21 protein-coding genes and 2 pseudogenes are annotated in these 26,711 nt (G+C 68.3%); 21 read left to right on the plus strand and 2 right to left on the minus strand.

Annotated features, from left to right (window positions below; genetic code table 11):
• Positions 1–342: 342 nt before the first annotated feature.
• The 8 genes and pseudogenes from ACP4E5_RS09775 to ACP4E5_RS09815 all read left to right on the plus strand — a co-directional run bounded on the left by ACP4E5_RS09775 (position 343) and on the right by ACP4E5_RS09815 (position 7,586).
• Entirely contained in the window at positions 343–672 is a 330-nt protein-coding gene (locus tag ACP4E5_RS09775; protein ID WP_425827018.1) for a hypothetical protein, read from the plus strand.
• Between the two features lie 22 nt (positions 673–694).
• Positions 695–1,003, plus strand: coding sequence for a pore-forming ESAT-6 family protein (locus ACP4E5_RS09780; protein ID WP_267068312.1), 309 nt, complete (start codon positions 695–697; stop codon positions 1,001–1,003).
• Between the two features lie 76 nt (positions 1,004–1,079).
• Positions 1,080–1,502: a DUF6507 family protein gene (locus tag ACP4E5_RS09785; protein WP_425827021.1), complete on the plus strand. Its 423-nt coding sequence runs from the start codon at positions 1,080–1,082 to the stop codon at positions 1,500–1,502.
• Between the two features lie 2 nt (positions 1,503–1,504).
• The gene (locus ACP4E5_RS09790) at positions 1,505–3,739 is read left to right on the plus strand and encodes a prolipoprotein diacylglyceryl transferase (protein WP_425827023.1); all 2,235 of its coding nucleotides are present in this window, start codon (positions 1,505–1,507) and stop codon (positions 3,737–3,739) included.
• A 92-nt stretch (positions 3,740–3,831) separates the two neighbouring features.
• Complete coding sequence (locus tag ACP4E5_RS09795; RefSeq protein ID WP_425827025.1) at positions 3,832–4,365, plus strand: pentapeptide repeat-containing protein; 534 nt, start codon at positions 3,832–3,834, stop codon at positions 4,363–4,365.
• Between the two features lie 496 nt (positions 4,366–4,861).
• Positions 4,862–5,504 (plus strand): annotated as a pseudogene (locus ACP4E5_RS45805) (immunity 49 family protein).
• A 242-nt stretch (positions 5,505–5,746) separates the two neighbouring features.
• Positions 5,747–6,601, plus strand: a complete 855-nt coding sequence (locus ACP4E5_RS09810; RefSeq protein WP_425841162.1) for an immunity 49 family protein — start codon at positions 5,747–5,749, stop codon at positions 6,599–6,601.
• Between the two features lie 49 nt (positions 6,602–6,650).
• Positions 6,651–7,586 carry an immunity 49 family protein gene (locus tag ACP4E5_RS09815; protein ID WP_425827031.1) on the plus strand — a complete coding sequence of 312 codons (936 nt, stop codon included), beginning with the start codon at positions 6,651–6,653 and terminating at the stop codon, positions 7,584–7,586.
• A gap of 71 nt (positions 7,587–7,657) precedes the next feature.
• Here the strand turns inward: ACP4E5_RS09815 and ACP4E5_RS09820 are convergent, their stop codons facing one another.
• A complete protein-coding gene (locus ACP4E5_RS09820; RefSeq protein ID WP_425827033.1) occupies positions 7,658–8,041 on the minus strand; it encodes a hypothetical protein in 384 nt (127 codons plus the stop codon).
• Between the two features lie 108 nt (positions 8,042–8,149).
• Between ACP4E5_RS09820 and ACP4E5_RS09825 the strand changes: the two genes are divergently transcribed.
• The 12 genes and pseudogenes from ACP4E5_RS09825 to ACP4E5_RS09880 all read left to right on the plus strand — a co-directional run bounded on the left by ACP4E5_RS09825 (position 8,150) and on the right by ACP4E5_RS09880 (position 23,057).
• A complete protein-coding gene (locus tag ACP4E5_RS09825; protein WP_425827035.1) occupies positions 8,150–8,446 on the plus strand; it encodes a hypothetical protein in 297 nt (98 codons plus the stop codon).
• A 13-nt stretch (positions 8,447–8,459) separates the two neighbouring features.
• Positions 8,460–9,824 carry a type VII secretion integral membrane protein EccD gene (gene eccD / locus ACP4E5_RS09830; RefSeq protein ID WP_425827037.1) on the plus strand — a complete coding sequence of 455 codons (1,365 nt, stop codon included), beginning with the start codon at positions 8,460–8,462 and terminating at the stop codon, positions 9,822–9,824.
• Between the two features lie 10 nt (positions 9,825–9,834).
• Positions 9,835–11,073: a MinD/ParA family ATP-binding protein gene (locus ACP4E5_RS09835; RefSeq protein ID WP_425827039.1), complete on the plus strand. Its 1,239-nt coding sequence runs from the start codon at positions 9,835–9,837 to the stop codon at positions 11,071–11,073.
• Between the two features lie 34 nt (positions 11,074–11,107).
• Positions 11,108–15,112: a type VII secretion protein EccCa gene (gene eccCa, locus ACP4E5_RS09840; RefSeq protein WP_425827041.1), complete on the plus strand. Its 4,005-nt coding sequence runs from the start codon at positions 11,108–11,110 to the stop codon at positions 15,110–15,112.
• Positions 15,109–16,542 carry a DUF6177 family protein gene (locus ACP4E5_RS09845; protein ID WP_425827043.1) on the plus strand — a complete coding sequence of 478 codons (1,434 nt, stop codon included), beginning with the start codon at positions 15,109–15,111 and terminating at the stop codon, positions 16,540–16,542. Before eccCa ends, ACP4E5_RS09845 begins: the two co-directional genes overlap by 4 nt.
• Positions 16,543–16,652: 110 nt before the next feature.
• Entirely contained in the window at positions 16,653–17,078 is a 426-nt protein-coding gene (locus ACP4E5_RS09850; RefSeq protein WP_425827045.1) for a hypothetical protein, read from the plus strand.
• A gap of 246 nt (positions 17,079–17,324) precedes the next feature.
• Entirely contained in the window at positions 17,325–17,795 is a 471-nt protein-coding gene (locus ACP4E5_RS09855; protein WP_425827047.1) for a DIP1984 family protein, read from the plus strand.
• Between the two features lie 611 nt (positions 17,796–18,406).
• Entirely contained in the window at positions 18,407–18,754 is a 348-nt protein-coding gene (locus tag ACP4E5_RS09860; protein ID WP_425827049.1) for a hypothetical protein, read from the plus strand.
• Between the two features lie 893 nt (positions 18,755–19,647).
• Positions 19,648–21,060: pseudogene (locus ACP4E5_RS09865) on the plus strand (alkaline phosphatase family protein); the annotation flags it as partial.
• Positions 21,061–21,195: 135 nt separating this feature from the next.
• A complete protein-coding gene (locus tag ACP4E5_RS09870; protein WP_425841165.1) occupies positions 21,196–22,131 on the plus strand; it encodes a YVTN family beta-propeller repeat protein in 936 nt (311 codons plus the stop codon).
• Positions 22,132–22,443: 312 nt separating this feature from the next.
• Entirely contained in the window at positions 22,444–22,797 is a 354-nt protein-coding gene (locus tag ACP4E5_RS09875) for a hypothetical protein (RefSeq protein WP_425827051.1), read from the plus strand.
• Complete coding sequence (locus ACP4E5_RS09880; RefSeq protein ID WP_425827053.1) at positions 22,794–23,057, plus strand: hypothetical protein; 264 nt, start codon at positions 22,794–22,796, stop codon at positions 23,055–23,057. The genes ACP4E5_RS09875 and ACP4E5_RS09880 overlap by 4 nt, the downstream gene beginning before the upstream one ends.
• 326 nt (positions 23,058–23,383) lie before the next feature.
• On the opposite strand, the gene ACP4E5_RS09885 is transcribed toward ACP4E5_RS09880, so the two are convergent.
• Complete coding sequence (locus ACP4E5_RS09885; RefSeq protein WP_425827055.1) at positions 23,384–24,067, minus strand: hypothetical protein; 684 nt, start codon at positions 24,065–24,067, stop codon at positions 23,384–23,386.
• A gap of 255 nt (positions 24,068–24,322) precedes the next feature.
• Here ACP4E5_RS09885 and ACP4E5_RS09890 point away from each other — a divergent pair, with 255 nt between their 5' ends.
• Entirely contained in the window at positions 24,323–26,710 is a 2,388-nt protein-coding gene (locus tag ACP4E5_RS09890) for an alpha-L-rhamnosidase-related protein (protein ID WP_425827057.1), read from the plus strand.
• Position 26,711: the final 1 nt, after the last annotated feature.

Raw genomic sequence — 26,711 nt, forward strand, 5'->3', positions numbered from 1 at the left:
GCGCTCCATCCGCCTCTCTGATCCTGAGCCTGCCCAGCGAAAACCCGCCCTCGTGGCCGTGAACCGCGTCGGCGTCCGCATCAGCAAGAGCGCCCGGCGCTCCGATGCGCAGCATCACCACGCACCTGCACAAACCTCGCCGACCCCTGTACAGATGACCGGCCTGTTGCCTCTGTCACCGCGTGAATCCGGCCACTCCGGCGTGGAGTCGTTGCGTCCGCGGCTCCCTTTGCGTGAGCATGTACGAATTGGTTTGTGACTCCCGTGACGCCTGTGAGTGTTGCGGGATGTCGTCCAGGGGACGGCGCAGCAACTGACGCTGGTGGACGGGGAGCGGGGAACATGAAGTTCGACATGGGGTCGACGACTCTGTCGACGCTGGCCAAGAGCACGAGCGGGTCGAGTGACGATCTGGGTTCACTGATCCAACAGTTGATCGCTGCGGCGCAGCCGTTGGAGGGGAAGTTCAACGGTGAGGGCAAGGCGATGTTCGATGCGTTCAAGGCGAACGCGGACGACATCACGGCCGCGCTGAACGGTTCGCTGTCGTCGATCCTGGGCGGGCAGTCCGGGATGGACACCGCGTTCGGGACGGGTGACCAGGAGCAGTCCGACAACGCGCAGCAGAACATGGGCGCCGCGAACTTCGACGCGGCCCGCTTCAGCGGCTGAGACACACAGGGGATTGACGATCATGGCGACGCAGGACCGACGTTCGTACGACACCGGCGCCTCCGCCGAGGTGCAGGGAAGCCTGCACGGCATCATCGGCCGCCTGGAGACCGTGCTCGGCGACCGCGACCGTGCCGTGAAGACGGCAATGGCCGACTACCAGGCCGACGGGGTGTCGGACGAGTACCACGGCAAGGAAGTCCGCTGGAACCGTGCCGCGAACGAGGTGCGCGACATCATCCAGCTGGTCCGCACGACGCTGGAGAAGAACGACGCCACGGCCCAGTCCACCCTCGCCAGGGCACGCTCGGCCGTGAACAACATCGGCTGACGCACGCCGAGTTACGTGATGTGAGTACCGGCGCGGGCCCTGGCACGCGCCGTCAACGGGGATGAGGGGGATGGTCGTGACGGGGTGGGACATCGACCCGGCCGGGGTGTCCGGTGTGCTGTCCAAGTCGGGCGCCGCGGCGCAGGACATGTCCAAGGCCGGCGGCGCGATGCAGAAGGATCTGGAGTCCGCTTCCTCCGCCGCGGGCACGCTCACCAGCCAGTACGGCCCCTACACGAGTACGGCCGGTGTGGTGGGTGCAGCCCTTGCACAGTTCGCGCAGCACTGGAACCGGGATCTGCTCTACATCGCCAAGCGCACCGAGAGTTCACTGAACGGCGCGGCCGAGGCCACCGCCGCGTACATGCACGGAGCGCGTGAGCAGGCGGCGAACGCCCAGCACGCCGCGTCCCAGGAACCGAAGATCGACATGCCGGGAGCGGGTCAGGCCCAAGACCCCGGCGCGGGTGAGACCGGGCGTCGAACGGAAGGGCAGTAGCGGTGAGCGACCAGCTGATCGACCCGTCCGGGATCCCGCACTTCATCGGCGATCTGGCCACCCTGGACACCGACGTCACGAACCTGAGCACGCATGCGGGCGAGTTCCGTTCGGCGGGCGCGGACGTGCACACCGAGTTCCAGGGCCTGTCCGCGTTCTACCAAGCACCGGAGGCGGACCAGTTGTTCGCCACCACGCTGCCGGTGAAGACGAAGACGGACGCGTTCGCCGACGACCTGGAGAAGGTCTCCTCCGCGCTGTCCGCCTACAGCACCGAAGTCCAGCCGCTGGTCAAGAAGCTCAACACCCTCAAAGCGGACGCGACCGCGTTCGTGAACTCGGTGTCCGGGGACGACGACTGGCGCAAGGACCAGGACAAGGTCGACCACAACAACGACCTGTGGCATGACGTCAACCACACGGTCGCCGCGTTCCAGTCCGCCGAGCGCGCCGCCTACAACAAGATCATGGCGCTGATCGGTGGCACGGCGCTGACCACCGACGACGGCTCGCACGCCAAGAACATGTACGGCTTCAAGGCCGGCGACCTCGACCACGCCGAGGAGACCCCGTGGGGCTCGTCGGCCGAGCGCGAGTACGAGGGCCTGGCCTGGCTCGGACACCAGATCAAGAGCTACGTGTGGGACGGCTTCATCGTCGACGGCGTGTGGGGCACCATCACGGGCCTGGGCACCCTGGTCGGCACCGACGGCTGGGCGGCGGCCGGGCAGGCCTGGAAGCACCTCGCCCAACTCGGCACCGGCCTGGCCATCACCTCCACCGCCATGTTCGGCGGCGCCGGAGTCGCCGCCGCCTACTGGACGGCCCCCGACGACAAACTCCCCACCTGGCTGCGCGAATCACGCACCACCATGAAGGAGACCGGCAAGGCCCTGGTCGCCTGGGACACCTGGAAGACCAACCCGTCCCGCGCGGCCGGAGCCGTCACCTTCAACGCCGTCACCACCATCTTCACCGGCGGCGCCGGCGGCGCCGCCTCCGGCGCGGGCAAGGCGGGAGCGGTCGCCCGCGCCCTGTCCATCACCGGCAAGGCCGCACGGATCGTCGACCCGATGACGTACGTCGGCAAGGCGGGCAAGTTCGCCTTCGTCAAGGTCGGCGACACCTTCACGGCCCTGAAGAACCTCCGCACCGGCGCCTCGATCGACCTGATTCGGCAGGCCGACGCAGTCCGCTCACCCACGATTCCCGAGACGGCGATCCCATACGTCGACAACGCCACCGGGAAGGTCGTCTACCTCACCGACCAAGGCCACCTCCTTGATGCCGACGGCAGCTTGCACGGGAGTGCGGCCAAGGTCGAGATGTCGGCCGCTGATCGCGCCGCCCTGGACTCAACACCACGCACCTCCGTACCCGGCACGCACTCCCCTGGGCTCGTCACCGCTCACGCCGGAGACGGCCTCACGCACGGCTCCGGCAATGGAGCGACCGTCGGGCGCAGCAGCGCACAGAATTCGGCACCGCCAACCGGGGACGCTGCCGGGAGCTCCGGGACGCGTGTCGCGGGCGGCGCCGAGGAGCCCCCGACGGAGGTCGGCCGCCACGGCGACGCGGGACATGGTCCCAGCCACGCAGCGGATAGCCCTGGCAGTGCAACTCCGGGCAGCGATGCTGTTGAACAGCATGGTAGGACGGAGGGAGGGCCCGACACAGCCCATGAGAGCGCCGCAGCTGGTGGCAAAGCTTCTGAGAGGATCAATGAACCGCTGCCTGCTTTGACTCCTGAGGAAAGGGCCGCCCACTGGGGGCACTTGGAGGACGTAGAGAAGCGGAGCCCCGACGACTTCGATCATCTGCAGCGCGATCCCGACAAGAACGGCGGGATTTCCGATCCGTCGAAGGACGAGGCGCGTGTCGGCCTGGACCTTCGCGATCAAGGGCGCTTGCCCTCGGACATCAGACGTCCGGCTGAAGCCGACCGCGGAGAGTTCTATTCACCCAGCACCGGACGGCACTATGACATCAAAGGTGTTCACTCTTACTGGCCGCCCTTCAACAACGTTCAAGACCCGGCAGTGCTGGCAGGGCCCTTCCGTGGCGCGTACAACCCGGCCAAGAACGGCAAGTGGGTTCTGAAGCTCTCCGAGCAGATCGTGGACAAGAACCGCACCGTTATCCTGGACGTGCGGAACGCGAACCAGGCTGCAATCGACAACATCAAGTCCATCATCGAGACGAACGGCTGGGAAGACAATGTCATCTGGTACCCGTAGCGGCTGGGCGCCAGCGAGGTTCCCCGAAGACCCGGCCGCAGCACAGCGATTGCGCGAATGGCTTCAGAGCGAGGTGCGCGGTCTCTGATGCAGTGGGCCTCGACCTAAGTAGATCAGATCTTTCTCACGGAGATTTCTCCGAATCCTGGTTTACGGAGGCTCGTCTTGCCGACGCCCACCTGGTGGGATGCGAGTTCTATCGTTCCGATGCAGAGGGTGCCGACCTTGACCGAGCCAACCTCACGGAAAGCTCTCTCGTCCGAGTCAATCTCGACGAGGCGACGCTACGGGGCGCCATCCTCGACCGGGCAAACCTGATCAAAGCATCTCTATACGACGTTGATGCAACAGGTGCGAGCTGCCGCGGTACTCGCTTCATGGGTTCGTCACTACTTGAGGTGAGCCTCCGTGGGGCAGACCTGAGCGGCGCCGTCTTCGACGAAAACTCCTTCAAAGTAACGCTCGATACCAAGACGGTCCTGCACGGTGCCACCGGGACTGTCTTCGGCCCGGCCGAACTTGTGGACATGGGCCAGTCGCACAAGCTTGCAGGGAGCGACCTGCAGAACTGGCTTCGGAACCATGGCGCAGACATCCATGTCATCCGCAATGCGGCGCACTCGTAACTGCGCCAGCCCCCAAAGGAAATTCCTTGAGTCGGTGTCCGTGCGCCGACGCATGCTCCACGACGTGGTGTCCGCGCGAGGAAGCCCAGACTCGACGCCGCACTGGCCGATCTCTCGGACCTGTTGGGCATGCCTCCGATACCCGGAGAACCGCCCTGCTTCGGGGCAGCTATCGTTGACGGCCTCCCTGATCCAGACACGGACGAGAATGGCCTGGTCCCCTCACTTGACGAACTGGTTCCACTGACAGACGGGTCAGGAAAGGGAAGGAGATGGCATGCCCCTCGTTGGTTCTCGCCACAACATTCCCCGCGAGGATCTGGCGGCAGACCTGAAGGTGCTCAATCGCAACGTGGCATGGGCGCTTGAAGACCTCGACGAGGCGCCCCAGGCAGTCAGCGACGCATTGCACTCGGCTCTGACCCGCGCGCAGACGTGTTGCATCAAGGACCCGCCGGCAGAGGAATTCGAGACTTGGGACGCCTGGGTCACCGCTATGCAGGCGGCCGCCGCGCTCTTCGATGCCGCCATGGTCAGTAGCGGAACGGTGCAAACGCGCATCGCGCACCAGCTGCGGACCATCCCTGCCACGGGCGCCCAGCCGGATGCCAACGCAGCCAACTGGACCACCGCGTTCTGGCTCTGCGTGATCTGCCGCGAAAAGGAACGGCTCACCAAGCTGTGCCAAGTTCCGGTCTCCCTGCTCCGCGCATCGGGCGCCGAGTACGACGAGTACATCTATCACTGGATTGAAGCGCTCCAGGGCTACTGGCTCGGTCGCCCAGGCTTGAGTGAAAGGCTCGTGGCCGCGGCCCGGGGCACAACACCACATGAGACACGCATCGCCCCCCTCTGAACTGTTGTCGAAGATTGCGTGGCCCCCGATGGAGCTGCTGCATCAACTCCTCCGCCAGGACCACGTGCGATTCGGCAGCACACTTACTCAGGCCGTCCGGTGGCACCGGGAGTACTGGTCGGCGGACGAGGATCGCTCCCGCCTCAGTTCAGGCGCGGTAGCGGCCGGGCCACTCGCCATGGCGTGCTTCGCCCACGATGCAGGCTTCCCGACCGACGTTGAGTCCGACTACCTTCCCCAAGCTCTCCTGGAAGGAGCGTGGGCAGGCGAGTTCGAGACCTGAGCAACCCAACGGAATGGGACCATCTCAGCCCAAGATACTGACGTCAGCGCCCGCGTCAGCGCGGCCAAGCCCCTATTGGGCCCGGCTCCGGAGCGCTCCAAAATGGGGTCGCACAGCGTGCGCGCGCGCAAAATCGTACCCACCGAAAGCACGTGAATGGGCGCGGCGAATGCGCAAGCCGAACTGCCGTTACCTCTGGGGCGACCAGAACTTGACACCGGTGGAGGGAACACAAGGTGACGATGCAAGTAGCGCGACACTCCAGGACCGCGACCATTGACCAGCTCGCCATCCGGGATCTGACCGACGACTTGGAGGACACCCTCGACAACCTTGGGGGCTCGCCGATGATCTTTGGCCTGGCCGTGAACGAGGCGCAGATGCTCGTGCAAGCACGCCTTTCCATCGATCCGACCGCGGCAGATCAGGGCACTTGGGAAGCAGTGGTGGCGGCCATGCAGGTCAGTCACGCGGCCTTCGCCACGACCACGCCGAACGTCGGCACCGTGGAACTCCGGATCATCGACCAGGTGCGCACGCTCCCCGCGACCGGGCCACAATTCTACGCGAACGCGGGAAACTGGCTCACCGCCCTATGGTTCGCAATCATCTGCCGGGATCAGGCACGTATGACCGAGCTCTGCCAGATCCCGCTGACGACCCTTCGAGCCTCGGGCGTGACGGGCGATGAATACATCTACAACTGGGTCGACACACTGCAGACATATTGGCTGGAGCGACCGGGGTTGGTAGACAAGCTCTCCGCCACCATCGACAACTCATACCCGGAAGTCGCAGCGGTCGCGCCCAGGGACCTGCATCAGAGCATTCTGTATCCGCCCATCAACCTCTTCTACCAGTTCCTGCGAAAGGACCACGCCACCTTCAACTCCGCCCTGCTCGAGGCCTTGCAGCTCCACAAGAGTTGCTGGACAACGGACGAAATGCGGGCGAACGACCTGGGCGGATCGGTAGCCCTCGCCCTCCTGGCCATCACATGCCTGGCATACGATGCAGGCTTCTCGATCAATGTGGAGTCCCACTACCTTCCAAGTCATCTCCTCGACCGCGCGTGGGTCGGCGAGTTCCAAGTCTGAGGTGCGCCGAACCGCTCCCCCAGCCCCGCCACCCGGCACGGTCCCAATGATGGCGCTTGCGGTGATGCCGTATTTTGCGCCTCAGCGTCCAAAGCGCCAAGTGGAGGAGAGCCCAGTGGTGACGAGCGTTCCTCGCCATGAGTTCCCGGTGGAGGCCACCAGGGATGATCTGGCGTCGCTGACCAACAGCACCAATCGGGTACTGGGTCGCCTTGAACGATCGGACATGTCCCGCTCGCGTGCCCTCGATGCCACGCTGACCGTGGCCAAAGCCTCGTGCGCGAGCGATCCCGCTGCCGCCAGGTTCGAGACCTGGGAGGCTTGGGTCACAGCTATGCAGGTCGGCTCTGCATTGTTCACCGCCGGCACGGCGACCGACGGGCCCATCTCGTGCCCGATCGGAGTCGACGGCAAGACCAAGGACCTCCCAGCCACCGGACCTCAGCCCTATCTGCACGTCGGCGCATGGCTTACGGCATGGTACCTCGCCACCATTTGCCGTGAGAACGATCGTCTTGAACAACTGGCAGGCATCCCGGTGTCTTTCCTCCGCCAGTCAGGCGCGATCTTCGACGAATTCCTGTACGACTGGGCGGAGGCTCTCCGGAGTTCCTGGCATGGACAGTCTGAAACCATGTGGAACAAGATCGTGTCTGCGGTCAACGGCACCGATCCAGCCCTGCCGCACAATGCGGACAACGACGTGCTGCTCAACGTCCTGTATCCGCCGCTGGAGCTCTTTCACCTCTATCAACGCCAAGAGGTCGAGCGTTTAAACGCCGCTCTCACACATGCCATCACCGGGCACAAGGAGTACTGGACCACAGACGAAGAACGCGCTCGTAGCGTCGACGGGCTGGTAGCCCTGGCCCCGCTCGCCCTTGCCTGCATGGCACGTGATGCAGACTTCCCCGTCGACGTCGAATCCGACTACCTACCCAAAGAGCTGCTGAAGTTCGGCTGGGTCGGAGAGGTTGACGCCTGAACCTCGCCACCACGGTGATGTCAAACTCAGGTGATGCCTGGCTCCTGCGTCTCTGGGGCCGCTTGGCGTTGCTACGCGACCTTCTTAACGGCCCCATCCTCATGGATCAGGAGGTCAGGAACCTCATCCTCATAGAAACGGATCTGCCCGATGATGCCGTCCCTACTTGCATGCTTCACCAGGCGGCCGAGCAGTTCATACAGTTCAAGCAAGGTTTCCTCGTGCACCTCCTGACGAGCGGTGAGATGCCAAGCGTTGTCCGCACAGACCAGTTCACCTACCAGAGCGCCTCCGATACGCAGCGCGGCACCACGCTCTGCCAACAGAGGCCCGTCGTCTTCGTCTAGATCGCACTCCGCTTCGATACCCAGGTGCCATCGGAGCCCGTCCAGGACCGCTCGTGGTGTCCCCATGGACAAATCAACGGCCAGATCAAGGGCATACACGTCACTCATGGCCCGACCCTATAGACAGCCCGCCTCACACCGGCACCAGAATGTCAGGATGTACACGCGTGGTACGGCGACACCCAAACAAGGCCACCCCGGAATGGAAAGTGAGTCATGCCAGCCCAGGACTACGACAGTCAGCTTCTCGAGTCGGTAGCCGTACGTCGCCGACGGCTCCGCGACGCCGTGCTGTTCGGTGGGCAGCGGCAACGCCGCACCGTGGACGAGCGGTTGGGGAAGGCCTTCGCCGGTGTGGTGATTGCCGCCGTGTTGTGCGCCGGCTGTGTGGGCTGGTCGTTCATTTCGCATCGGGTGATCGGGAAGACCGGATACGGGACGACGTCAGGACCTGTGTCGACGTCATCCGTTCCAGCATCTGAAGCGCCGAAGAATGCGGCTTCGGGCCGATGATAGGTTCGAACGCGTGATTTCCCAGGGGGCTGTGAGTCGTACGGCGTTGAGCCGTATCACGTTGGTCGGCGAGCGGCGCCGTATTGATCTGGTGCTGCCCTCGCAGGAGCCGATCGGGCTGCTTCTTCCTGAGGTGATGCGGCTGTTGGACGACCGGGTCGGTGAACGGCCGCAGGCCCGGCACCTGGTGACCGCCGACGGCAGCGCCCTGGAGCAGGACGCCACGCTGGAGTCCGCAGGGGTGCCCGATGGCGCCGTGCTGCGGCTGGTGCGCATCGAGCATGCACCGTCCGCTCCCGTCGTACATGACGTGAGTGACGAAGCAGCAGACGATCTGGATGTGCGGGCCTGGCGGTGGGGTGCGCGGTCGCGAAGGGTCGTCTCTGCCGGGGCCTGTGTTGTTTGGGCCGTGGCCGCGTCGTTCATCGCCCGCGACGGGTACGAGGCGCGAACCGTCGGAGGCGCGCTGGCTATCGCCGCGGTCGTCGCCGCGGTGGCCGGTGTGCTGCTCGGGCGGGCCGGGCGGCAGGGACTCGCCACGGCGCTGATCGGCGCGAGTGCTGCTGTCGGGATCGTGGGTGCGTGGTCGTTCGCGGATGCCAGCGGGTGGTCTGCGGCTCTGCGGTGGGGCGCCGTGGTCGCGGTGGGGGTCGTGGCGTTGTTGCTGTTCGGTGGGTTCACGCCGCTCGGGCGCGGTGCTCTGGTCGGTGCCGGTGCGCTGGCCGGGGCCGGGGCGTGCTGGGAAGTCGCGCTCGCCCTGCAGTCCGGCGGCGAGCAGGCCGTCGGTTCCGCTCGCGCGGCGGCGCTGCTCGCCGTGGTTTCCGTAGTGGCCTCGGGGGTTCTGCCGCGGCTTGCCTTGATGGCGTCGGGGCTGTCCGGGCTCGATGACCGGCGTTCAGCGGGCACATCGGTGAGCCGGCTGCAGGTGGGGACCGCCATGGCCGCTACGCATCGGGGACTGGCCCTGGCGACGGTGGTGATGGCGGCATCCGGAGCGCTCGCCGGGGTGCTGGTCGTCCGTTCGGTGACGGTGTGGACGGTGCTGCTCGCGGTGACCGTCGCTCTCGTTCTCGCGCTGCGGGCCCGGGCGTATCCGCTGGTGGCCGAGGTCGTCGCGTTGCTGCTGGCGTCGGGTGTCGTCGTGGCGCGGCTGGCCTGGCTGTGGCTGGAGCAGCAGGGCGCCGCGGGGCCGCTCGCGGTGCTGGTGGTGCTGGCGCTGGTGCCGTTCGGTGTGCTCGCCGTGGAGCCGGCCGAGCATGTGCGCGTGCGGCTTCGCAAGGTCGGGGACGTGCTGGAGTCGGTCGGGGTGATCGCTCTGTTCCCGTTGGTTCTCGGGGTGTTCGGGGTGTACGGGCGGCTGCTCGGCACGTTCGCGTAAGGGGGCGGTGATGACGACATCCGGCCGGTGGCAGAACGACGTACTGCGAGAGCTCAACGCGTCCGCCGAGCAACCCGCACCTGACGACGGCCGCTCGCCGTTGCCCGTGCGGCGCCCGGACGAGCAGCGGCCCCACCCGGGGCAGGCGCATGCCCCGTCCCGGCCGGAGGCTTCTCCGGTCGGCGCACAGCCGATGCCGCAAGCGGCGCCGCCCCAGGCCGACCCACCTCAACAGGCGCCGTCGGCCCCGCCCGCACCCGCCCACCCTCATCCCACCAGTCTCTCGCCCGCCTCGCCCCCGCCCAGTCCGCCCCGGCCACCAGTCGCCTCCCCCGAGTCCGTCCCGACCCTCGACCCCCGCCTCGCCTACGCGCTGGGCACACCGCAGCACGGTGACTCGATGGCCCGGCGCACCGGACGCGGTCTACGCAAGCTGGCCTCGTCCGCCGCGCGCGACGTCGGTGAGGAGACCCGGCTCGCCGGACTGTTGCAGCAGCCGGTGACCACGGGCCGCGTGATCGCGGTGACGTCGATCCGTGGCGGCGCGGGCAAGACCACCACCTCCGCTCTCCTGACCCGCACTCTCAGCCACTACCGGCACGACCCGGTCCTGGCCCTGGACGCGGACTCCGCGCTGGGCACCCTGCCGGTGCGCCTGGGGGCCCAGAGCGTGCGCTGGTCGGCCACCGACCTCGCCCAGCTCCTCACCCCGTCGATGCAACTGACCGACGTGACCGGCTACCTGGCCCCGACCGGGGACGGCGGCTGGCTGCTGCCGGCCAGCCAGGGACGCCTCGGCGTCGCACCGCTGGACATCCCGACGTATCGCAAGGTGACGCTCTCGCTGCGCCGCTACTTCGCCGTGACCGTGGTGGACTGCGAGTCGCTGCCCGGCGAGATCGCCCGCACCGCCATGGCCACCGCCCACGCCCGCATCGTGGTCGCGCCACAGACGGCGGAGGGTGTCAACGGCAGCCGGATCGTCCTGGACTGGCTGGCCCAGCTGCCGCAGGACGCGCTCGCTTCCACCGTCGTGGTACTCACCACCAACAGCACCGATCCCAGCCTGGAGTTGAAGGTGGCCATGGCCCATCTGCGCGAAACGGGCGTGACCGTCGTGCACCTGCCCTACGACCGTCATCTGGCGGGCGGCGGCCCGATCCGCACCGACCGGCTCGGCGAGGCCACCCGGCGCGCGGCCACCGAACTGTCCGCCGAGGCGATGCAGCGGGCGGTGCGCGTCCGATGACCCACCACCTGAACCGGACGGCGGTGCGCACCCGGTGACCCAGCGCCTCGTCCACCGCCCGGCCCGCTCGTACCGTCCGCTGCCGCCCGCCGAGACGCGCACCATTGAGCCGCCGCCGAATCTGCCCGAGGGCAAGACCGGCAGCGCCGCCACCGCGCTGCTGCCGATGGCGGGTGTCATGGGCTCGGTCGTGATGATGACGGTGATCCGCTCCAGTCAGTTCGCCGGGCTCGGCGCCGTCGTCCTGGTCATCGCGCTGCTCGGCGCGGTGGCCCTGTTCCTGTCCCAGCGCGGCAAGGCGCAGCGCCAGCGGCGCACCCAGCGCGAGCGGTACCTGGAGTATCTGGAGGGACTGCGGACCGAGTTGGCCGACGCCGAACGCGACCGCCGTCGCGCGGCCCGTTTCCTGCACCCGGACCCGGCCGCCCTGCACGACATCGTGCGTGATCCGGCGCGGCTGTGGGAGCGGCGCCGCTCGGACGCAGACTTCCTTCAGGCGCGTATCGGCGTCGGCGACGTTCCCGTGCAGGACCTGGCCATCGGGCAGAACACGTCCGGCACCGCGATGACCCCGCCCGACCCGTTCATGCTGAACGAGGCCCGTGCCCTCCAGGCCCGCTACGCCACCACACCCGACCACCCGCTGGCTGTGCAGCTGGACCGGGCGGGCAACGTCAGTGTCATCGGTGACCGCGCGGGCGTGCTGCGCATCGCCCGCGCCCTGCTCATGCAGGTGGCCGCCACTCATGCCCCGGACGACGCGGCGCTCGCGCTCGCCGTGCCCGGGGACCGTATCGAGGAGTGGGAGTGGGCCAAGTGGCTCCCGCACGCCCTCGACCCGAACACCACCCCGGACGGGACCACCCCGGCGCGCCGCATCGCCCCCGACCTGAACCAACTGGCCCAGGTGATCGGCGCCGACCTCAAGCAGCGTGCCACCTACGCCGCCGAGGTGCGCCGCGGCCTCGCCGACAAGCGGGCCCTCGCCCTCACCGACCGGCTCCTCGTCGTCCATGACACCTACGGCGAGAACGCCACCGATCTGCCCCGCCCCGACGCGGCCGTCCCGCTCGACGCCATGGGTGTCACCGTGGTCCACCTGCTCGCCGACCAGCGCCACGAGCCCGACCATGTCTCGGTGCGCATCACCGTCGACGAGGACCGGATCGTCGTGGACGATCTGCGCCCCCAGCAGCCCGTACGCACCTCAGGGATCGCCGACGAGGCCGGCCCGGCAGCCGCCGAAGCACTCTCGCGTGTCCTGGCCCCGCTGCGCCTGTCGGCCGAATCCGCGGCCGACGGTGCCCCCGTCGCGGGCCCGGTCGACTTCCCCCACCTCCTCGGCATCGAGGACATGGCCGCCCTCGACCTGCCCCGGCAGTGGGCACCCCGCGGCGAACGGGACTTCCTGCGCGTCCCGATCGGCCTCGACGACCGCCACCAGCCGGTCCTCCTCGACCTCAAGGAGTCCTCCGAACTCGGCATGGGCCCGCACGGACTGTGCGTGGGCGCCACCGGCTCCGGCAAGAGCGAGCTCCTGCGCACCCTCGTCCTCGCGCTCACCGCCACCCACTCCCCCGACGACCTCGCGATGGTCCTGGTCGACTACAAAGGCGGCGCCACCTTCGCCCCGTTCACCGGACTGCCGCACGTCGCCGGTGTCATCACCAACCTGGAGAACCAGGCGGGACTCGTCGAACGCGTCCATACCTCCCTCGCCGGCGAGATCAAGCGCCGTCAGCAGGTCCTGAAGGACGCGGGCAACATCGCCGACATCGGCCACTACCGCGCCCTGCGTGACAGCGAGCGGCCCGATCTCGAACCGCTCCCCCACCTCTTCGTCGTCATCGACGAATTCGGCGAACTCCTCACGGCGAAACCGGACTTCATCGACCTGTTCCTGTCCATCGGGCGCATCGGCCGCTCGATCGGCGTGCACCTGCTGCTGTCCAGCCAGCGCATCGAGGGCGGCAACCTCAAAGGCCTGGAAACATACCTGTCCTACCGCCTGGGCCTGCGCACCTTCTCCGCCGACGAGTCCCGCACGGTCCTGGAGACCACCGACGCCTTCCACCTGCCGCCCCTGCCCGGCTTCGGCTACCTCAAGGTCGACACCTCCACGTACACCCGCTTCAAGGCGGGCTACGTCTCCGGCGCCTACCGCGGCCCGGCGCTCCGCAAGACGACGACCGACGACACGCCCCGCGTATGGCCGTACCCGGCCTTCAACACACCTCAGGCGCTGGAGAGTTCACCGCAGGACACCGAGCCGGCGACGATGCGGGAGCGAGAGACCGGGCCGACGGTCCTGTCCACCGCCGTCGCCCAACTCACCGACGCCGCCCCGACAGTCCGCCGCATCTGGCTGCCCCCACTCCCGCAGGCCGCCACCCTCGACACGGCCGCAGGCCCCGTACAGGCGACGCCCCAAGGCGTACAACTCGCCACAGCCGACGGCGCGTTGCGTGCACCCCTCGGCATCCTCGACGACCCGGCGCGGCAATGGCAGGGCCCCTGGGTCCACGACCTGAACACGGCCGGCGGACACACCGCGATTATCGGCGGCCCGCAGTCCGGCAAGACGACCCTGCTGCGCACCCTCGCCCTGTCGCTCGCGCTCACCCACACCCCCGCCGACGTCGCCCTCTATGGCCTGGACCTGGCCGGCGGCGGACTGAGCGCGCTGGCCGACCTGCCGCACGTGGGTGGCATCGCGGGCCGCGCCGACCACGAACGCGCCGCCCGCACCGTCGCCGAAGTCCGCGCCATGCTGGACCGCCGCGAAACCGCCTTCCGCGAGCACGGCATCGACTCCGTCGACCAACTGCGCGCCCTACGCACCCAGGGCCACCTGCCCGAACTCGGCTCCACGGACATCGTGCTGCTCATCGACGGCTACGGCGCACTGCGCGACGAGTTCGCCCACCTCGACGAGCCGGTCGCCGACCTGCTCAAGCGCGGCAGCGGCTACGGCATCCACGTCGTGGCAGGCATGCTCCGCTGGAACGACGTCCGCATCGCCGCCCAGTCCATGTTCGGCAGCCGCATCGAACTGCGCCTCAACGACCCCGCCGACTCCTCCGTCGACCGCAAACTCTCCGAGACACTGACCGCCGACACACCGGGACGCGCCCTCACCGACGGCAAGCTCTTCGCACACACGGCCCTGCCCCGCATCGACACCAGCACCACCACGACAGACATCGGCCCCGCCCTCGAAGAGGCCGCCCGCACCGTCCGCGCCACCTGGCACGGCGAACTCGCCGCCCCCGTCCGGGTGTTGCCGACACACCTGCCCGCGCAACGCCTGCCGTCCACCACCACGGAACCCCACGCGGTGCCGATCGGTCTCGACCAGGACACCCTCTCCCCCGCCGTCCTGAACCTGTTCGGCGCCGACCAGCACCTGCTGATCCTCGGCGACAACGAGTGCGGCAAGACCAACCTCCTCGCCCTCATCTCCCGCTCCCTGGTCGACCGCCACGGAGACAAGGAACTGGTCTTCGGCGTCTTCGACCCGCGCCGCGGCCTGCGGGGTGTCATCCCCGAGCCGTACCGCGGCGGCTACGCCCACAACGCCAAGCTGGCGAACGCGCTCGCCACCGGCATCGCCACCGAACTGGAAAAGCGCCTCCCGGAAGCCGCCGACCCGGACTCAACAGAAGCCGAACCCACCTTCAAGGGCCCGCGGATCGTGATCCTCGTCGACGACTACGACATCCTCACCGCAGCCGGACAGCACCCCCTGGACCCGTTCCTGCCGTACATCTCCTCGGCCCAGGACATCGGCCTGCACTTCGTCGTCACGCGCCACGTCGCGGGCTCCTCCCGCGCCCTGTACGACCCGTTCCTGATGGCCCTGCGCGAGACCGGGGCCACCGCCCTGGTCATGACCGGCGACCGCAGCGAGGGCCAACTCCTGCCCGGCCTCTACGCCTCCCAACAGCCGCCCGGCCGCGGCACCCTGGCCCGCCGAGGACGCCGCCACCAGCTCATCCAGACCGCCCTCGCGCCCGAAGCCGAGGAGACACCGGCGTGACCCAGGACGTCATCGCCCTCACCCCGAAGATGCCCGACCCCGCGGCCCTCCTCGCCGCCCTGCACGCCGGCGGCCCCGACCTCACCCTGACCACTACCGACGACGACGCGGTCATCCACCTGTGCACCCCGGAAGGCCGCCCCCTGGTCTCCGTCGAAGCACCGGTCCTCGTCCACACGACGGGCGAGGCGGAACGCCTGCTTGGCCCGGAAGTCGACGCCCCCGAACCACCGTTCTGGTGGACCGAACTCCGCGCCTCCACCGCCGCCCCCGAGGCGGAGACCCTCGCCACCTCGGTGGCCGCCCGCCTGAAGATGCTGCTGGGCGGCACCACCTGGCCTCGGGGCACGCACACCACGTCCGTCGTAGAGGCGGTCGACTCGCCACCGGACGACATCACACCAACGCCCGCCGCGGCGGGCGCGCTACCCATCGTGGACGTCCTGACCGACTCCACGGCGGTCGTCATCGCGGACCGGCCCGTCCTGGGCCTGACCACCTGGCTCGCCGACGTCCTGCGCATCGCGACCGCGGCCAACCGCGCCCTGCACATCGTGACACCACCCCACACCCGCCTCACGCTCCCCCTACGAACAGCGCTGGGTGGCGCCCCCAACCGCTGGGTCGCCCAACACCCGGAGGGCGGCTACTACGACGGCCTGTCCGGAGCCGAACTCACCTGGCGAGAGGGCACATTCGCACCGGCCGGCGCCGGCAAAGTCGCCGCCGCTTTCACGGCCGGCACCGCCGCCCCGGCGCATGAGCACCAGCTGACGGTGTCCTTCCGCACGCTGCAGGCATCCGACGCGGACCTGACTCTCGGCGCCTCACTGGAGGCCGCCTGGCGCCACCTGCTGGGCACACCGCCGACTGGCTGGGGCACCGCCGAACCCATCAACCTCCCCTGGTCGCCCCGCCAGTTGACCGACCTGGCCCGCGACCGCGCCCCGGAACCCACCCACACGCTCGTGATCGGCACTCCGGACCGCCCGGCCGTCGCCACCCACCGCACCACACGCACCACGACAGGCATCGCCGAGGACATCACCCTCACGGTCGGCTACCACGCCGACGAGCCGGTCCCCCTGGCCGCCATCGAGCCCCTCGCCGCCGAACTCGTCGACGACCATGGCCTGGCCACGATGCTGACCACACTCCGCATGGCCCGCGCCGACCTCACCCTGCCGCCGCTCCTGACGCCCCCACCCCTCCCGGTGACATTCACCCTCGGTGCGTCCGACGTCCGCGCCATCGGTCTCGCGTACGCCCGCCGCCCACCACTCGCGATCAAGCCAGTACAACTCGGCACCGCCGCGGCGCCATCTCTCCACTACCCGCTGGGCGATGGCACCAGCGCCGACGCCTGGGCAACGCTCCACACCCTGACCAGCCACCTCAAAAGCCGTACCGGCACAGCAGAGCTGCGGTAGCCACGATATGTCGGCCACCGATGCAGCTCGGCGCCCGAGCCCGATGGACACCCACTTCTTGAGCTCGGCGTCTTGATCCCCATCCGCTCTCGACAGCCCCGAGGCTCCCTATGGCCGACGAAGCCGAGATTCTGTATCAGAAGACCGTCATACTCGTTTCGCCGGAGGGCGAGATCGCCGGCCATCTGTTCGCCGCAATGTCCGGGCCCGGCTACACCGTCCGTATCAGCTGGAATGAACACGCTTCGGAACACACGGCCTGGAATCTCTTTGTTGCCCTCGTCAACGTGCGACGAGACCTGGAGAACCACGGGCTGATCCCTGCAGTCGAGGGAGCTTGTCGTGATGTCTACCCCAGCAGGATGGCGCTTGAAATGGGCGGAGGGCGACGGGCCCAGCTCTGGACAACGCCCTCCATTCGGCCGTCCACCGTTGACGTGTTCGCGGACGTCCCACCCCCTGGCTGGGTTCGCCTGTCGAGCGTAATTGATCAAGAAAATGCCCACACAGAACGCAAGAGTCGGAGTATTGGATGACCGGCGGTGGGTGCCATTGCCCGGGCCGCCATGAGGACCGCTCGACGGCATGCACACCCGCGTCCTGGAATGTGCAGAACGACGGATCCGCGAACGAGACGACAAGCGACCACGCCTGGGTGCAATTCCTGCGCAGGGATCGTTCCGCCTGCTCAGCGCATCGGGCCGGGCGTTGGTTATTCCGTGGTTTCGCAGCGCGCAGGTCCGTAGAGTCGGCCGGACCAACAACGAGCGGGGGTGGAGCCAATGAAACTGGCCGAGGCACTGGCAGAGCGGGCGGATGCAACACGACGCGTCGAGCAGCTGCGCGCACGCATCGTCGACAACGCGCGCTATCAGGAAGGCGAGACGCCCGCGGAGGACGCGCCGCAGCTGCTGACCGAGGTCGGCGAGGTACTGGACCGCCTCGAACTGCTGATCCGACGGATCAACCGCACCAATGCCACCGTGCGAATGGGCGAGGACAGCACGCTCACCGACGCACTCGCACGCCGGGACGTGCTCCGCCTGCGCCACTCAGTCATCACCAAGGCGGCGGACTCGGCCGCAGGATCGGGCAACCGGGGGTACGGCCGACAGCTGCGCTCCGAACTGGTGATGCTCTCCGCGCTCTCGGTCGCCGAACTGCGCACACAGTCCGACGTCCTCGCGCGGGAGATCCGTGAGATCGACGTGCGTATCCAGCGTGCGAACTGGGAGGTCGATCTGCTGGACTAGAAGGTCCACGGAGGTCATGACGATGTGGAGCAGGTAGCCGTGTCGGAGGCGTGCACACACCGAGGGCCGGCGGTTTCCGGCCCACTCCTGGCGCGTGAAGAGCAACGCGGGGGTTCGACTCCCCACGAAACAGTGCAGCTCAGCACCGCGTACAGGTGACAGTGCACCGCGCACAGCACATCACCACGTGCAGATCCGAGACGGTGAGGGTGGGCTCGGGGCTCCCCACATCACACACGACAAATCCGGCGAGCGGCCACGGCGCACTGCCTGTTGGAGAGGTGTCGCTGCAAGCCGCTGGGTACCTTTTCGTCCGTGACTGACGACATACAGCAGGCGCAAGCCATGGAGGAACGCCAGGTCGCTGACGCCTGGCGCCGTATCCAGTCGTGGCTGCATCAACACGCTCCGGCGACCACGGACAATCTCCTGCCCGGAGCATCCGATACAGAGATAGATGCCCTGCAGCAGGAACTGGGCGTGCGCATCCCGGCGGGTCTCAGGGCATATGGCGCCACTGCTCGGGGGTGCAGCCCGGCCCGCAGGGGCAGTTCTTGTTGGGCAACTGGGCGCCGATGAAGTTCGATTCAGTGATTCGAAAGTATCGGAGCATGCTGGAGATGCAGCAGCATGAGAACGAGTTGAGTCATCGTCGCGGTGGGACACATGAGGAGTTCCTGCTCTGGCGCGCTTCATGGATCCCGTTCTGCTCAGAGATAGACCGCCTGTTCGGCCTCTGCCTGGATGCGGAAACGGGGAAGCTGTGGTCGTGGAGCAAGTATGCCGGGCGGGCTGTGGAGTTCGCGTCACTGTCGTGCTACTTGGAGGAGATGGCCGACATGCTCGACGTACCGTCCTTGGCCACTGGCGCCACACCCGGGTTGATCAACGGAGCGCTGACGTGGGGCACCCCCACGGACCCTGATGAGCGGGCATTGTGGCGGCCACTTGCCGGGTGAGACGTACGAAGGCCGTCGCACAGGTGAGCCTCCGCACATCGCGTACTGCTGGCTGATCACCTTCCAGGCACTGGCGGCGCTTGTGACGTGCAGCGCTCGAAGCCGAGGCTGCTGAGAGAGAACGCGTCGTTCGTGCCACCTCTGAGGCCTCCCAGATCCCCAGGCCAGGGTATCGAGGCCCTGGAAAGGCACGTGCCGCCAGGTGCCGCGGCCGCGAACAGGGCGTTCCTGCAAGGCCATTGGGCGTGCCGCGGCTGCGCCGCCTCGACGAGAACGCTCAGAACCAGACACGTCGCGGCCGCACGGCCCCTCACCGGGCAGCCAGGCGATGTAGGGCTGACCACCGCTGCCCAGCGGCTGATCCGGGACCAGCGTCGCCGGCAGCACGACCAGGACGGCAGCGCCACTTGGTGACGTACATCGTGTGTCGGTACTCCATCACACCGCGGATGCAGTCCCCCGCGTAGATGGAATGCTTCTGGACCCGGTTCTCCGAAGGTCCCGGCCCTCGATCCGAGCCGAGAGCCCGTCCCGCCGAAGCACAAAGCACCAAGCACCAAGCACCTCGAACAGGCCTTCCTCCGGCCCGCGTTCGCCGGAGCGCCCCGTCAAGACCGCTACCGGAACGGCACGTTACGTCGACCCCAGCGGCCCGCGCGGAGCACGAGGTGACAGCCCCTCAGTCTGCCCGCAAAGATCCCGCAAAGTCCGATCCCACAACTGCCCCTCACGGCACATCCGTGTAATGGTCATCCAAGTCACCTCTCGCTCCCACGTCACCGCAGCCGCGTGCCGGAGCCGGTCAGGTATCCGCACGCGGCCGAGTCATCAAGAGACCTGCTGTCCGCTCGGGAAACGCGTCCGCACCGTCGTGCCAGAAAGGTGTCTCATACATGCCCGAGATCACACGTCGTCGACTGCTCGGATCCATGGCCGGTACCGCCGCCGGCGCGCTCATCGCCTCGTACCTGCCGCCCAATCTGCAAGCGGCGGCGGCCGCGACGGGCAGACCCGGCTCCCTGAGCGACATCGAGCACGTGGTCATCCTGACGCTGGAGAACCGCTCGTTCGACCACTACTTCGGCTCGCTGGCCGGGGTCCGCGGATTCGACGACCCGGACGCGCTGAAGCTCCCGGACGGCAAGTCCGTCTTCTACCAGCCGGATCCGAAGAACCCGGACGGCTATCTGCTGCCCTGGCACCTGGACACCCACCGCACCAGCGCCCAGGCCATCCCCTCCACCAGTCACGCCTGGTCCGTGCAGCACGAGGCCTGGAACAACGGCAAGATGGACAACTGGCTGCCCGCTCACCGGCGAGCCGACGGCGACGCGGTCGGGCCGTACACCATGGGCTATTACGAATGGCAGGACATTCCCTTCGACTACGCGCTGGCCCACGCGTTCACCTTGTGCGACGGCTACTTCTGCTCCCTCATGGGCCCGACCTGGCCGAACCGCCTGTACCTGATGTCCGGCACGATCGATCCGGACGGCGCGGCGGGCGGCCCGGTCATCAGCAACGTCGTGCCGCAGCCGTACCGCTGGAAGTCCTATCCCGAGCAGCTGGAGGAGGCGGGGGTGAGCTGGCGCGTCTACCAGGACGAGGACGACTACGGCTGCAACCCGCTGGAGTTCTTCCAGACGTTCCAGGACGCCAGACCCGGCTCGCCGCTGCACACGCGGGGCATGCGGATCGGCCCGGCGGATCAGTTCGAGTACGACGTCAAGCGCGGCCGGCTGCCCGCCGTCTCGTGGATCATCCCGACGTCGGAACAGTCCTCCCACCCGGCGTATCTCCCGGCCGCCGCGGCCGACTTCGTGGCAAGCAAGCTCGAGGCGGTTGCGTCCGACCCGAACCTGTTCTCCAAGACCGTCTTCATCATCAACTACGACGAGAACGACGGGCTGTTCGACCATGTGCCGCCGCCCACACCGCCGGCCGGGACCCCGCACGAGTTCGTGGGCGGGCTGCCCATCGGCGGCGGGTTCCGGGTGCCCTGCACGATCGTGTCGCCGTGGACGCGCGGCGGGCACGTGGCGAGCGAGGCGTTCGACCACACGTCCACCCTGCAGTTCCTGGAGCAGGTCACCGGCGTGCGCGCGGCCAACATCACGGACTGGCGGCGCGAGACGTTCGGCGACCTGACGTCCGCGCTCGGCATGAAGGTGCACAAGCGGTTCCCGCCCATGCCGCCCACGCTGCCGTCGTTCTGGCTGGCGGAGTACGAGGCCGGGAACCTGCCCGCGCCGACGCTTCCCGGCACGGACCAGACGCCGCCGCACCAGCAGCAGTCGCCGTCCCCCATGCCGTCCCAGAAGAACCCGGGCCGGCGCCGGGGCGGCGCCCTGCGTGAGTCACCCAGCCGCCTGGACGAGGTCCGTACCAGCGCCCGCGACGACTATCCCGACCGCGGCAAGGGCACCAACTTCCCCGGCATCATGGAGGCGGTCTCCAGCCAGAGCCACCTGGACGCCGCGGCGGACACGACCACGCCCGCCGTGTATGTCGCGTCGCTCGGCGGCGGGCTCGCGATCCTCGACCGGTCGTCCGGCACGCTGATCGCCGCGGTCAAAGGGTTCACCAACGCGTACGGCATCACGGCCGCCGCGGGCAAGGTGTACGTGGCGAACTCCGGCACGAACACGGTCGCGGTGGTCGACCGGGCCACCAACAAGATCACGAAGAAGATCACCGTCGGCGTGTACCCGCACGGCGCCGCCGCCTCGCCGGACAGCACCCGCGTATACGTGGCCGACACCGGCCCGGACACCGGCTCCGGCGGCTCGCGGGACATCTCGGTGATCGACGTCGCGACCGACACGGTGACCGCCACATACCAGGCCGGTGAGGCCCCGTACACGATCGCGGTGTCCCCCGACGGCGCCCGGCTGTACGTTCCCTGCAGCAACGGGCTGTACGTTCTGGACGCGGCGGACGGCCGTCGGCTGACCGTCCTGAGCGAGCTGTCCCGCGCCCGAGGCGCCACGCTGAGCCCCGACGGCAGGTCCTGCTACGTCACTCTGCCGATGGACGACCGCGTAGCCGTGGTGGACACCGCCACCGGCAAGGTAACCAAGCGCATCACGACCGGCCGCGCCCCGTGGAACGTGGCCTTCACCGGCAACGGCTCGCACGCGTACGTCACCAACGCCAACGACGACACCCTGTCGATCATCGACACGTCCCGCCCGGCCGTGACCGGCACCCTGACGGTCGGCCACATACCCACCGGCATCATCGGCGACGGCACCGACATATGGGTCACCAACAACACGTCCAGCACGATCATCCGCGTGGACACGACGACCAACACGGTCTCGGCAACCACCCCCCTGGGCTTGAGCAACGAGCCCACTTCCCTGGTGATCGCCTAGCGATCACCCGCCCCCGGCCGGGAGCGACGGTGACAGAACGCCGAACTCCTGGCCCGCAGCCGCCAGCGGCACCTGGTGGACGTGACGCACGCCGGGGGCCGGCCGCGGCTGATCGTGCGGCTGCGTTCGAGGCGCGGTTGCGTGCTCTGGCGGCGGTGGCGAGGGCGGTCGGATCGTCCGAACGCGCCCTTGTCTTGGGGCGTGTTTGCCCGTTTCGGCCAGGTGATCTCGGGTGGTGCGGGAGTGTGCCGTCCGGGGTCGCCGCGGCCTCTTGTGTCTTCTTCAATCTCTTGGCGTGTTGGGATGTTTGTTGTGTCTGATCTGCCGTTCAACCCGGAGTCGTCGCACGAGTTGGTTCCTCGTCCTGCTGTGACGGTGGATGCATTGCGGGCTGCGGTGGTTCGTCTGGATCCGGCGCAGACAGTGGTGTTCGACAGGGAGTTGTCTGAGGTCAACTCTCCCGCGTCGTCGGATCTTCCGTTGCGGACGTTCTTGACCCGTTGGGCGGTGTGGGTGGAGCGGTATCGGGTGCCGGCGACCGCGGCCCGGATCCGTGAGCTGGAAGTGGCGATGGGCGCGGCGAAGACGGATGAGGAGGCACGTGCGGTGGCGATCGAGATGAGCGAACTGCTGCACAAGGTGTCGGCTGACCTGCCGTTGCCGTGACGGACTGGGAGTTCGAGTACGACGGGCATGCCAGGTCGTCGTTGCAGGGCTTTTCGGTGGAGCAGCGGGTGGAGTTGGATGGCATTGCTCGGCGGCTCACGGAGCGGGCGGCGTTCATGTATCCGCGCGATCCGGAGTACGGCGATCCTGGGGTGAGCGATCTGCTCATGCATCCGGAGGGGACGTGGGTGGTGTCGTACCAGGTTCACCGGCCGCGCCGGCGCGTATACATCGTGCAGATCACTGGGCCGTCTGCCTGACGCGCGACAGCGCCCCCACACCCGATTGGGGTGGAGGCGTTGTCTTGTTTGCCGGTCGACACCATGGCGGGCACCGTCGAGGAGCACGAGCCGGGGCCGCCACTCTCTTCACGACGCGACAGAGGCAGACGTGACCATCCCCGAGCGCACGAGGAGCACCGTGCCTTCCTGCGGGTTCTGCGCGCCCTGTGAGGATTCTCCACCGAGAGAGCCGGACTCAGCACCACCGCCCCGTGGGCGGCGGGCGCCCACCATGGCCCCGATCGGCCTCGCCTGCCTGGTCGGCGAAGGCTGCCGCCCCACTGCACGACTCAACCGTGCGCAGGTCAGCGCAGCTTGTTCACCGCCGTCACGGTCGTCTTCTTGAAGTCGGCCACCTGAGCGTCGCGGTAGGAGCCCATCTGGCCCCAGCGCACCACCGTCACGACGTTTCCGTCACGGCCCACCGAGAACAGGTTGATGTCGGACGCACCCCACGTGGCCGTGGTGTGCACGCCGTAGACGTGCGCGCCTTCCTCCACGGGGAGCCGGCCGTAGTACTTCTGGGTGGCGCTCACCTCGGGGTACTGGTTCATCACCGCAGCTGCACACCTGCCGAGGTCCTTGCGCAGCAGCGCCGCGAAGTCCTTGGCGCGTTGCACGCTGCGCTCGACCACCGTCACCTGGAGCGCCGTGGCATCGAGGTCGGTGTAGTAGGCGCGGTGCAGGGAGGTCGACGGCAGCGCCTCACCCACGCACATCGGCAGCGGGTCCGGCTGTCCGGCCGTGACCGGACCCGCGTACCAGGGCGACGATGGGTGCGGCGGCAGCTGGGACGGGGACAGGAACCGCGGCGTCCCGGACGCGAATGCGGAGGCGGTCGTCGTCGCGGCGACGCCCACGGTGGCGGCCGCCACCACGGTCAGCGTCAACAGGCCTCTACAGATACGGGAGTTGCGGGGTCGGGAGGTGGTGAGACGGGTGCGGGTGCGGGTGTTCGTCATCGGCGCGTTCCCCGTGTGCTCGTGCATGTCGTCCCACATGCTGGTTCCAATTGGCCGGACTGCTCTGTACGACCAGTGACCCGGCATACCCGTTGCCCCGGTTTACGTCACAACCGTGTCACCGGATTCATCCGCTCGTGGCGGCCACTCGGGCCTGCGCGCACTCCCGCCCATCCTGGTACTGCCCAACACCTGTACGCCAAGCCGTAGTTGATATACGTTCGCCTCGCCCACCGGATATGAATCGTTTCACACATCCCCTGTCGCAGAAGACCGAGGCCCATGACAACGAGCCGCTCCCGCACGAACGACGCGAACACCCCGAACGACCAGACGCCCGCCCCCAGCGCCCGCCCCACCCGCCGCGCGGTCATCGCGTCCGGTGCCGCCGCGGCGACCCTCACCACCGTCGGCACCTCACGCGCCACCGCGGCCCCCGCAAAACCCGCCCCCACCACAGCGGCCGCGACGGCCGCGAGCGAGGCCGCCGGGCCGCCGCGGGCCGGTACCGGATGGCAGCGCTACGTCCAGGCGCCCGCCTCCCGGACCGTGCGCCCCGTCCGCGTAGTGACCCACAGCGGTGATGTCACCGCGCCCGCGGCGCTGCTCACGGCCGGGGGCCGCGCCACCTCTCTGCGCCGGGCCGAGCCCGCACCCACGCCGCGCTGGCCCGACGGCACCACCGCGCAGGCCTCCTCCACCCACGCGGGCAACAACGGCAGCGACGGCACGCCTCGTACGTACGATGCCTCGCACGCCGTGGACGGCGACCGGGACACCTTCTGGAACGACGACACCGAGGGCGCCTTCCCCGACGTGCTGACCATCCAGCTGCCCGAGGAGCGGGAGCTGTCCGGCATCACGGTGATCTCCAATCGGGACGGCGTACCGCGCGCGTTCACGGTCGAGGCCTGGTACGACGATGCCTGGCACGCCGCCGCAACAGTCTCCGACAACGATGTCATCCAGTGTGCGGTCCCCTTCAGCACCACCGTCTCGGCGTCGAAGGTGTCGAAGGTGCGGATCACCGTGACGGCCGTGCAGCAGACCTCGCAGGGTGCGTTCACCCGGATCAACGAGGTGTGGCCCGAGCCCGTCGAGGCGGAGGAACTGCCCAGTGTCACGCTCGACTTCGGGAAGGTCGTCGTCGGGTACCCGCGGGTGCGTTTCCGTTCCGCGTCGGACAACTCCCCCGGTGTCCGGCTCGCCTTCTCCGAGACGCGCCAGTTCCTGACGGAGCGCAGTGACTTCACGCGCTCCGACCAGGCGGGCGGCGCGGGACAGGGCGCGGACTCGTTCGCCGTGCCCGCCAAGGGCGCCGACTGGACGGACCACAAGGGCTTCCAGGCCGGCGAGAAGGTCTTCGCGGACGGGCTGCACGGCTTCCGCTATCTCAAGATCACCCTGGACGCGCTGGCCTCGGACGCGCCGGCCGCGCAGCCATGGGGACGGGTGGACATCGACGCGGTGAGTCTGGAGTTCACCGCCTACCTCGGCACCCCGAGCACCTACCGCGGCTGGTTCCTGTGTTCCGACGACGCCCTCAACCGCTACTGGTACGGGGCGTCGTACACCAACGAACTCGTCACCGACACCTTCCGCCGTGACGACGTGGACCCGCGAGACGCCTGGAGCGACACCCTCGAGGGGAAACTGGTCCTGCACGACGGGCCCAAGCGGGACCGCGACCCCTACGTGGGGGATCTCGCGGTGTCGGCACGCAGCCTCTACCTCACGCACGACGACGCCGCGGCCGCCGCCCGCAATGTGCTCGCCGACCTGGCCGAGCACCAGCGCGCCGACGGCTGGATCCCCCCGGCCTCCATCAACAAGTACACGCTCCCGCTGTTCGACTATCCGCTGTGGTGGGTGACGTGCAGCTGGGACTACGTGCTCTACACCGGCGACCGAGGCTATGCGAGCGGCTACTTCCCGCATCTGAAGAAGGTCCTCGACACCTGGCACCCGAGCGTCACCGACGACGCGGGGCTCCTCAGCAAGGGGCTCAACCACACTGGCGGGTACGGGGATTACGCCTTCCTCGATCGCACGGGCCGGATCACGTACTACAACGTCCTGTACGTCCAGGCGCTCGGTGACGCCGCCCGCCTGGCCCGCTGGCTGGGGCACTCCGACGACGCGGCGCGCTGGGAGAAGCGGGCCGGGCAGGTCGCGGACGCGGTCAACTCCCACCTGTGGGACGAGGCGGCGGGGGCCTACCTGGACTCGGGGACGGGGCCGGTCCGCCATGCACAGGACGGCAACGGGCTGGCCGTGGTGGCGGGTGTCGCGGACGCCGCGCGCACCTCCTCACTCCTGGCGCATCTCGACGCCACCACGCGGCTGCCCTACGGCAACGCCTTCATGGACAACGACACCATCTTCGGTGGTGCCTCGCGACGGGTGTACGCGTTCACCTCCTATCCCGAGATCGTGGCCAGGTTCGAGAGCGGGCACGCCGGCTCGGCACTCGACCAGATCCGTCGCACCTACGGGTGGATGGACGCACACGACCCCGGCATCACACACTGGGAGGGCATCGGGCCGGACGGCATCCCCTACGAGGACGCGTACACGAGCATGGCGCACGGCTGGTCGACCGGGGTACTGCCCGCCCTCACCCACCAGCTGCTCGGCGCGCGTCCGACGGCACCGGGGTACGCCACGTAGC

Origin of the sequence: Streptomyces fractus (assembly GCF_049844455.1) — a bacterium.
Taxonomy (GTDB): domain Bacteria; phylum Actinomycetota; class Actinomycetes; order Streptomycetales; family Streptomycetaceae; genus Streptomyces; species Streptomyces fractus.

Coding starts and splice junctions, on each gene's coding strand:
- ACP4E5_RS09775 (WP_425827018.1), top strand. CDS start 343: ATGAAGTTCGACATGGGGTCGACGACTCTGTCGACGCTGGCCAAGAGC.
- ACP4E5_RS09780 (WP_267068312.1), top strand. CDS start 695: ATGGCGACGCAGGACCGACGTTCGTACGACACCGGCGCCTCCGCCGAG.
- ACP4E5_RS09810 (WP_425841162.1), top strand. CDS start 5,747: ATGCAAGTAGCGCGACACTCCAGGACCGCGACCATTGACCAGCTCGCC.
- ACP4E5_RS09815 (WP_425827031.1), top strand. CDS start 6,651: ATGGCGCTTGCGGTGATGCCGTATTTTGCGCCTCAGCGTCCAAAGCGC.
- ACP4E5_RS09820 (WP_425827033.1), bottom strand. CDS start 8,041: ATGAGTGACGTGTATGCCCTTGATCTGGCCGTTGATTTGTCCATGGGG.
- ACP4E5_RS09825 (WP_425827035.1), top strand. CDS start 8,150: ATGCCAGCCCAGGACTACGACAGTCAGCTTCTCGAGTCGGTAGCCGTA.
- ACP4E5_RS09835 (WP_425827039.1), top strand. CDS start 9,835: ATGACGACATCCGGCCGGTGGCAGAACGACGTACTGCGAGAGCTCAAC.
- ACP4E5_RS09850 (WP_425827045.1), top strand. CDS start 16,653: ATGGCCGACGAAGCCGAGATTCTGTATCAGAAGACCGTCATACTCGTT.
- ACP4E5_RS09855 (WP_425827047.1), top strand. CDS start 17,325: ATGAAACTGGCCGAGGCACTGGCAGAGCGGGCGGATGCAACACGACGC.
- ACP4E5_RS09860 (WP_425827049.1), top strand. CDS start 18,407: ATGCTGGAGATGCAGCAGCATGAGAACGAGTTGAGTCATCGTCGCGGT.
- ACP4E5_RS09870 (WP_425841165.1), top strand. CDS start 21,196: ATGGAGGCGGTCTCCAGCCAGAGCCACCTGGACGCCGCGGCGGACACG.
- ACP4E5_RS09885 (WP_425827055.1), bottom strand. CDS start 24,067: ATGCACGAGCACACGGGGAACGCGCCGATGACGAACACCCGCACCCGC.
- ACP4E5_RS09890 (WP_425827057.1), top strand. CDS start 24,323: ATGACAACGAGCCGCTCCCGCACGAACGACGCGAACACCCCGAACGAC.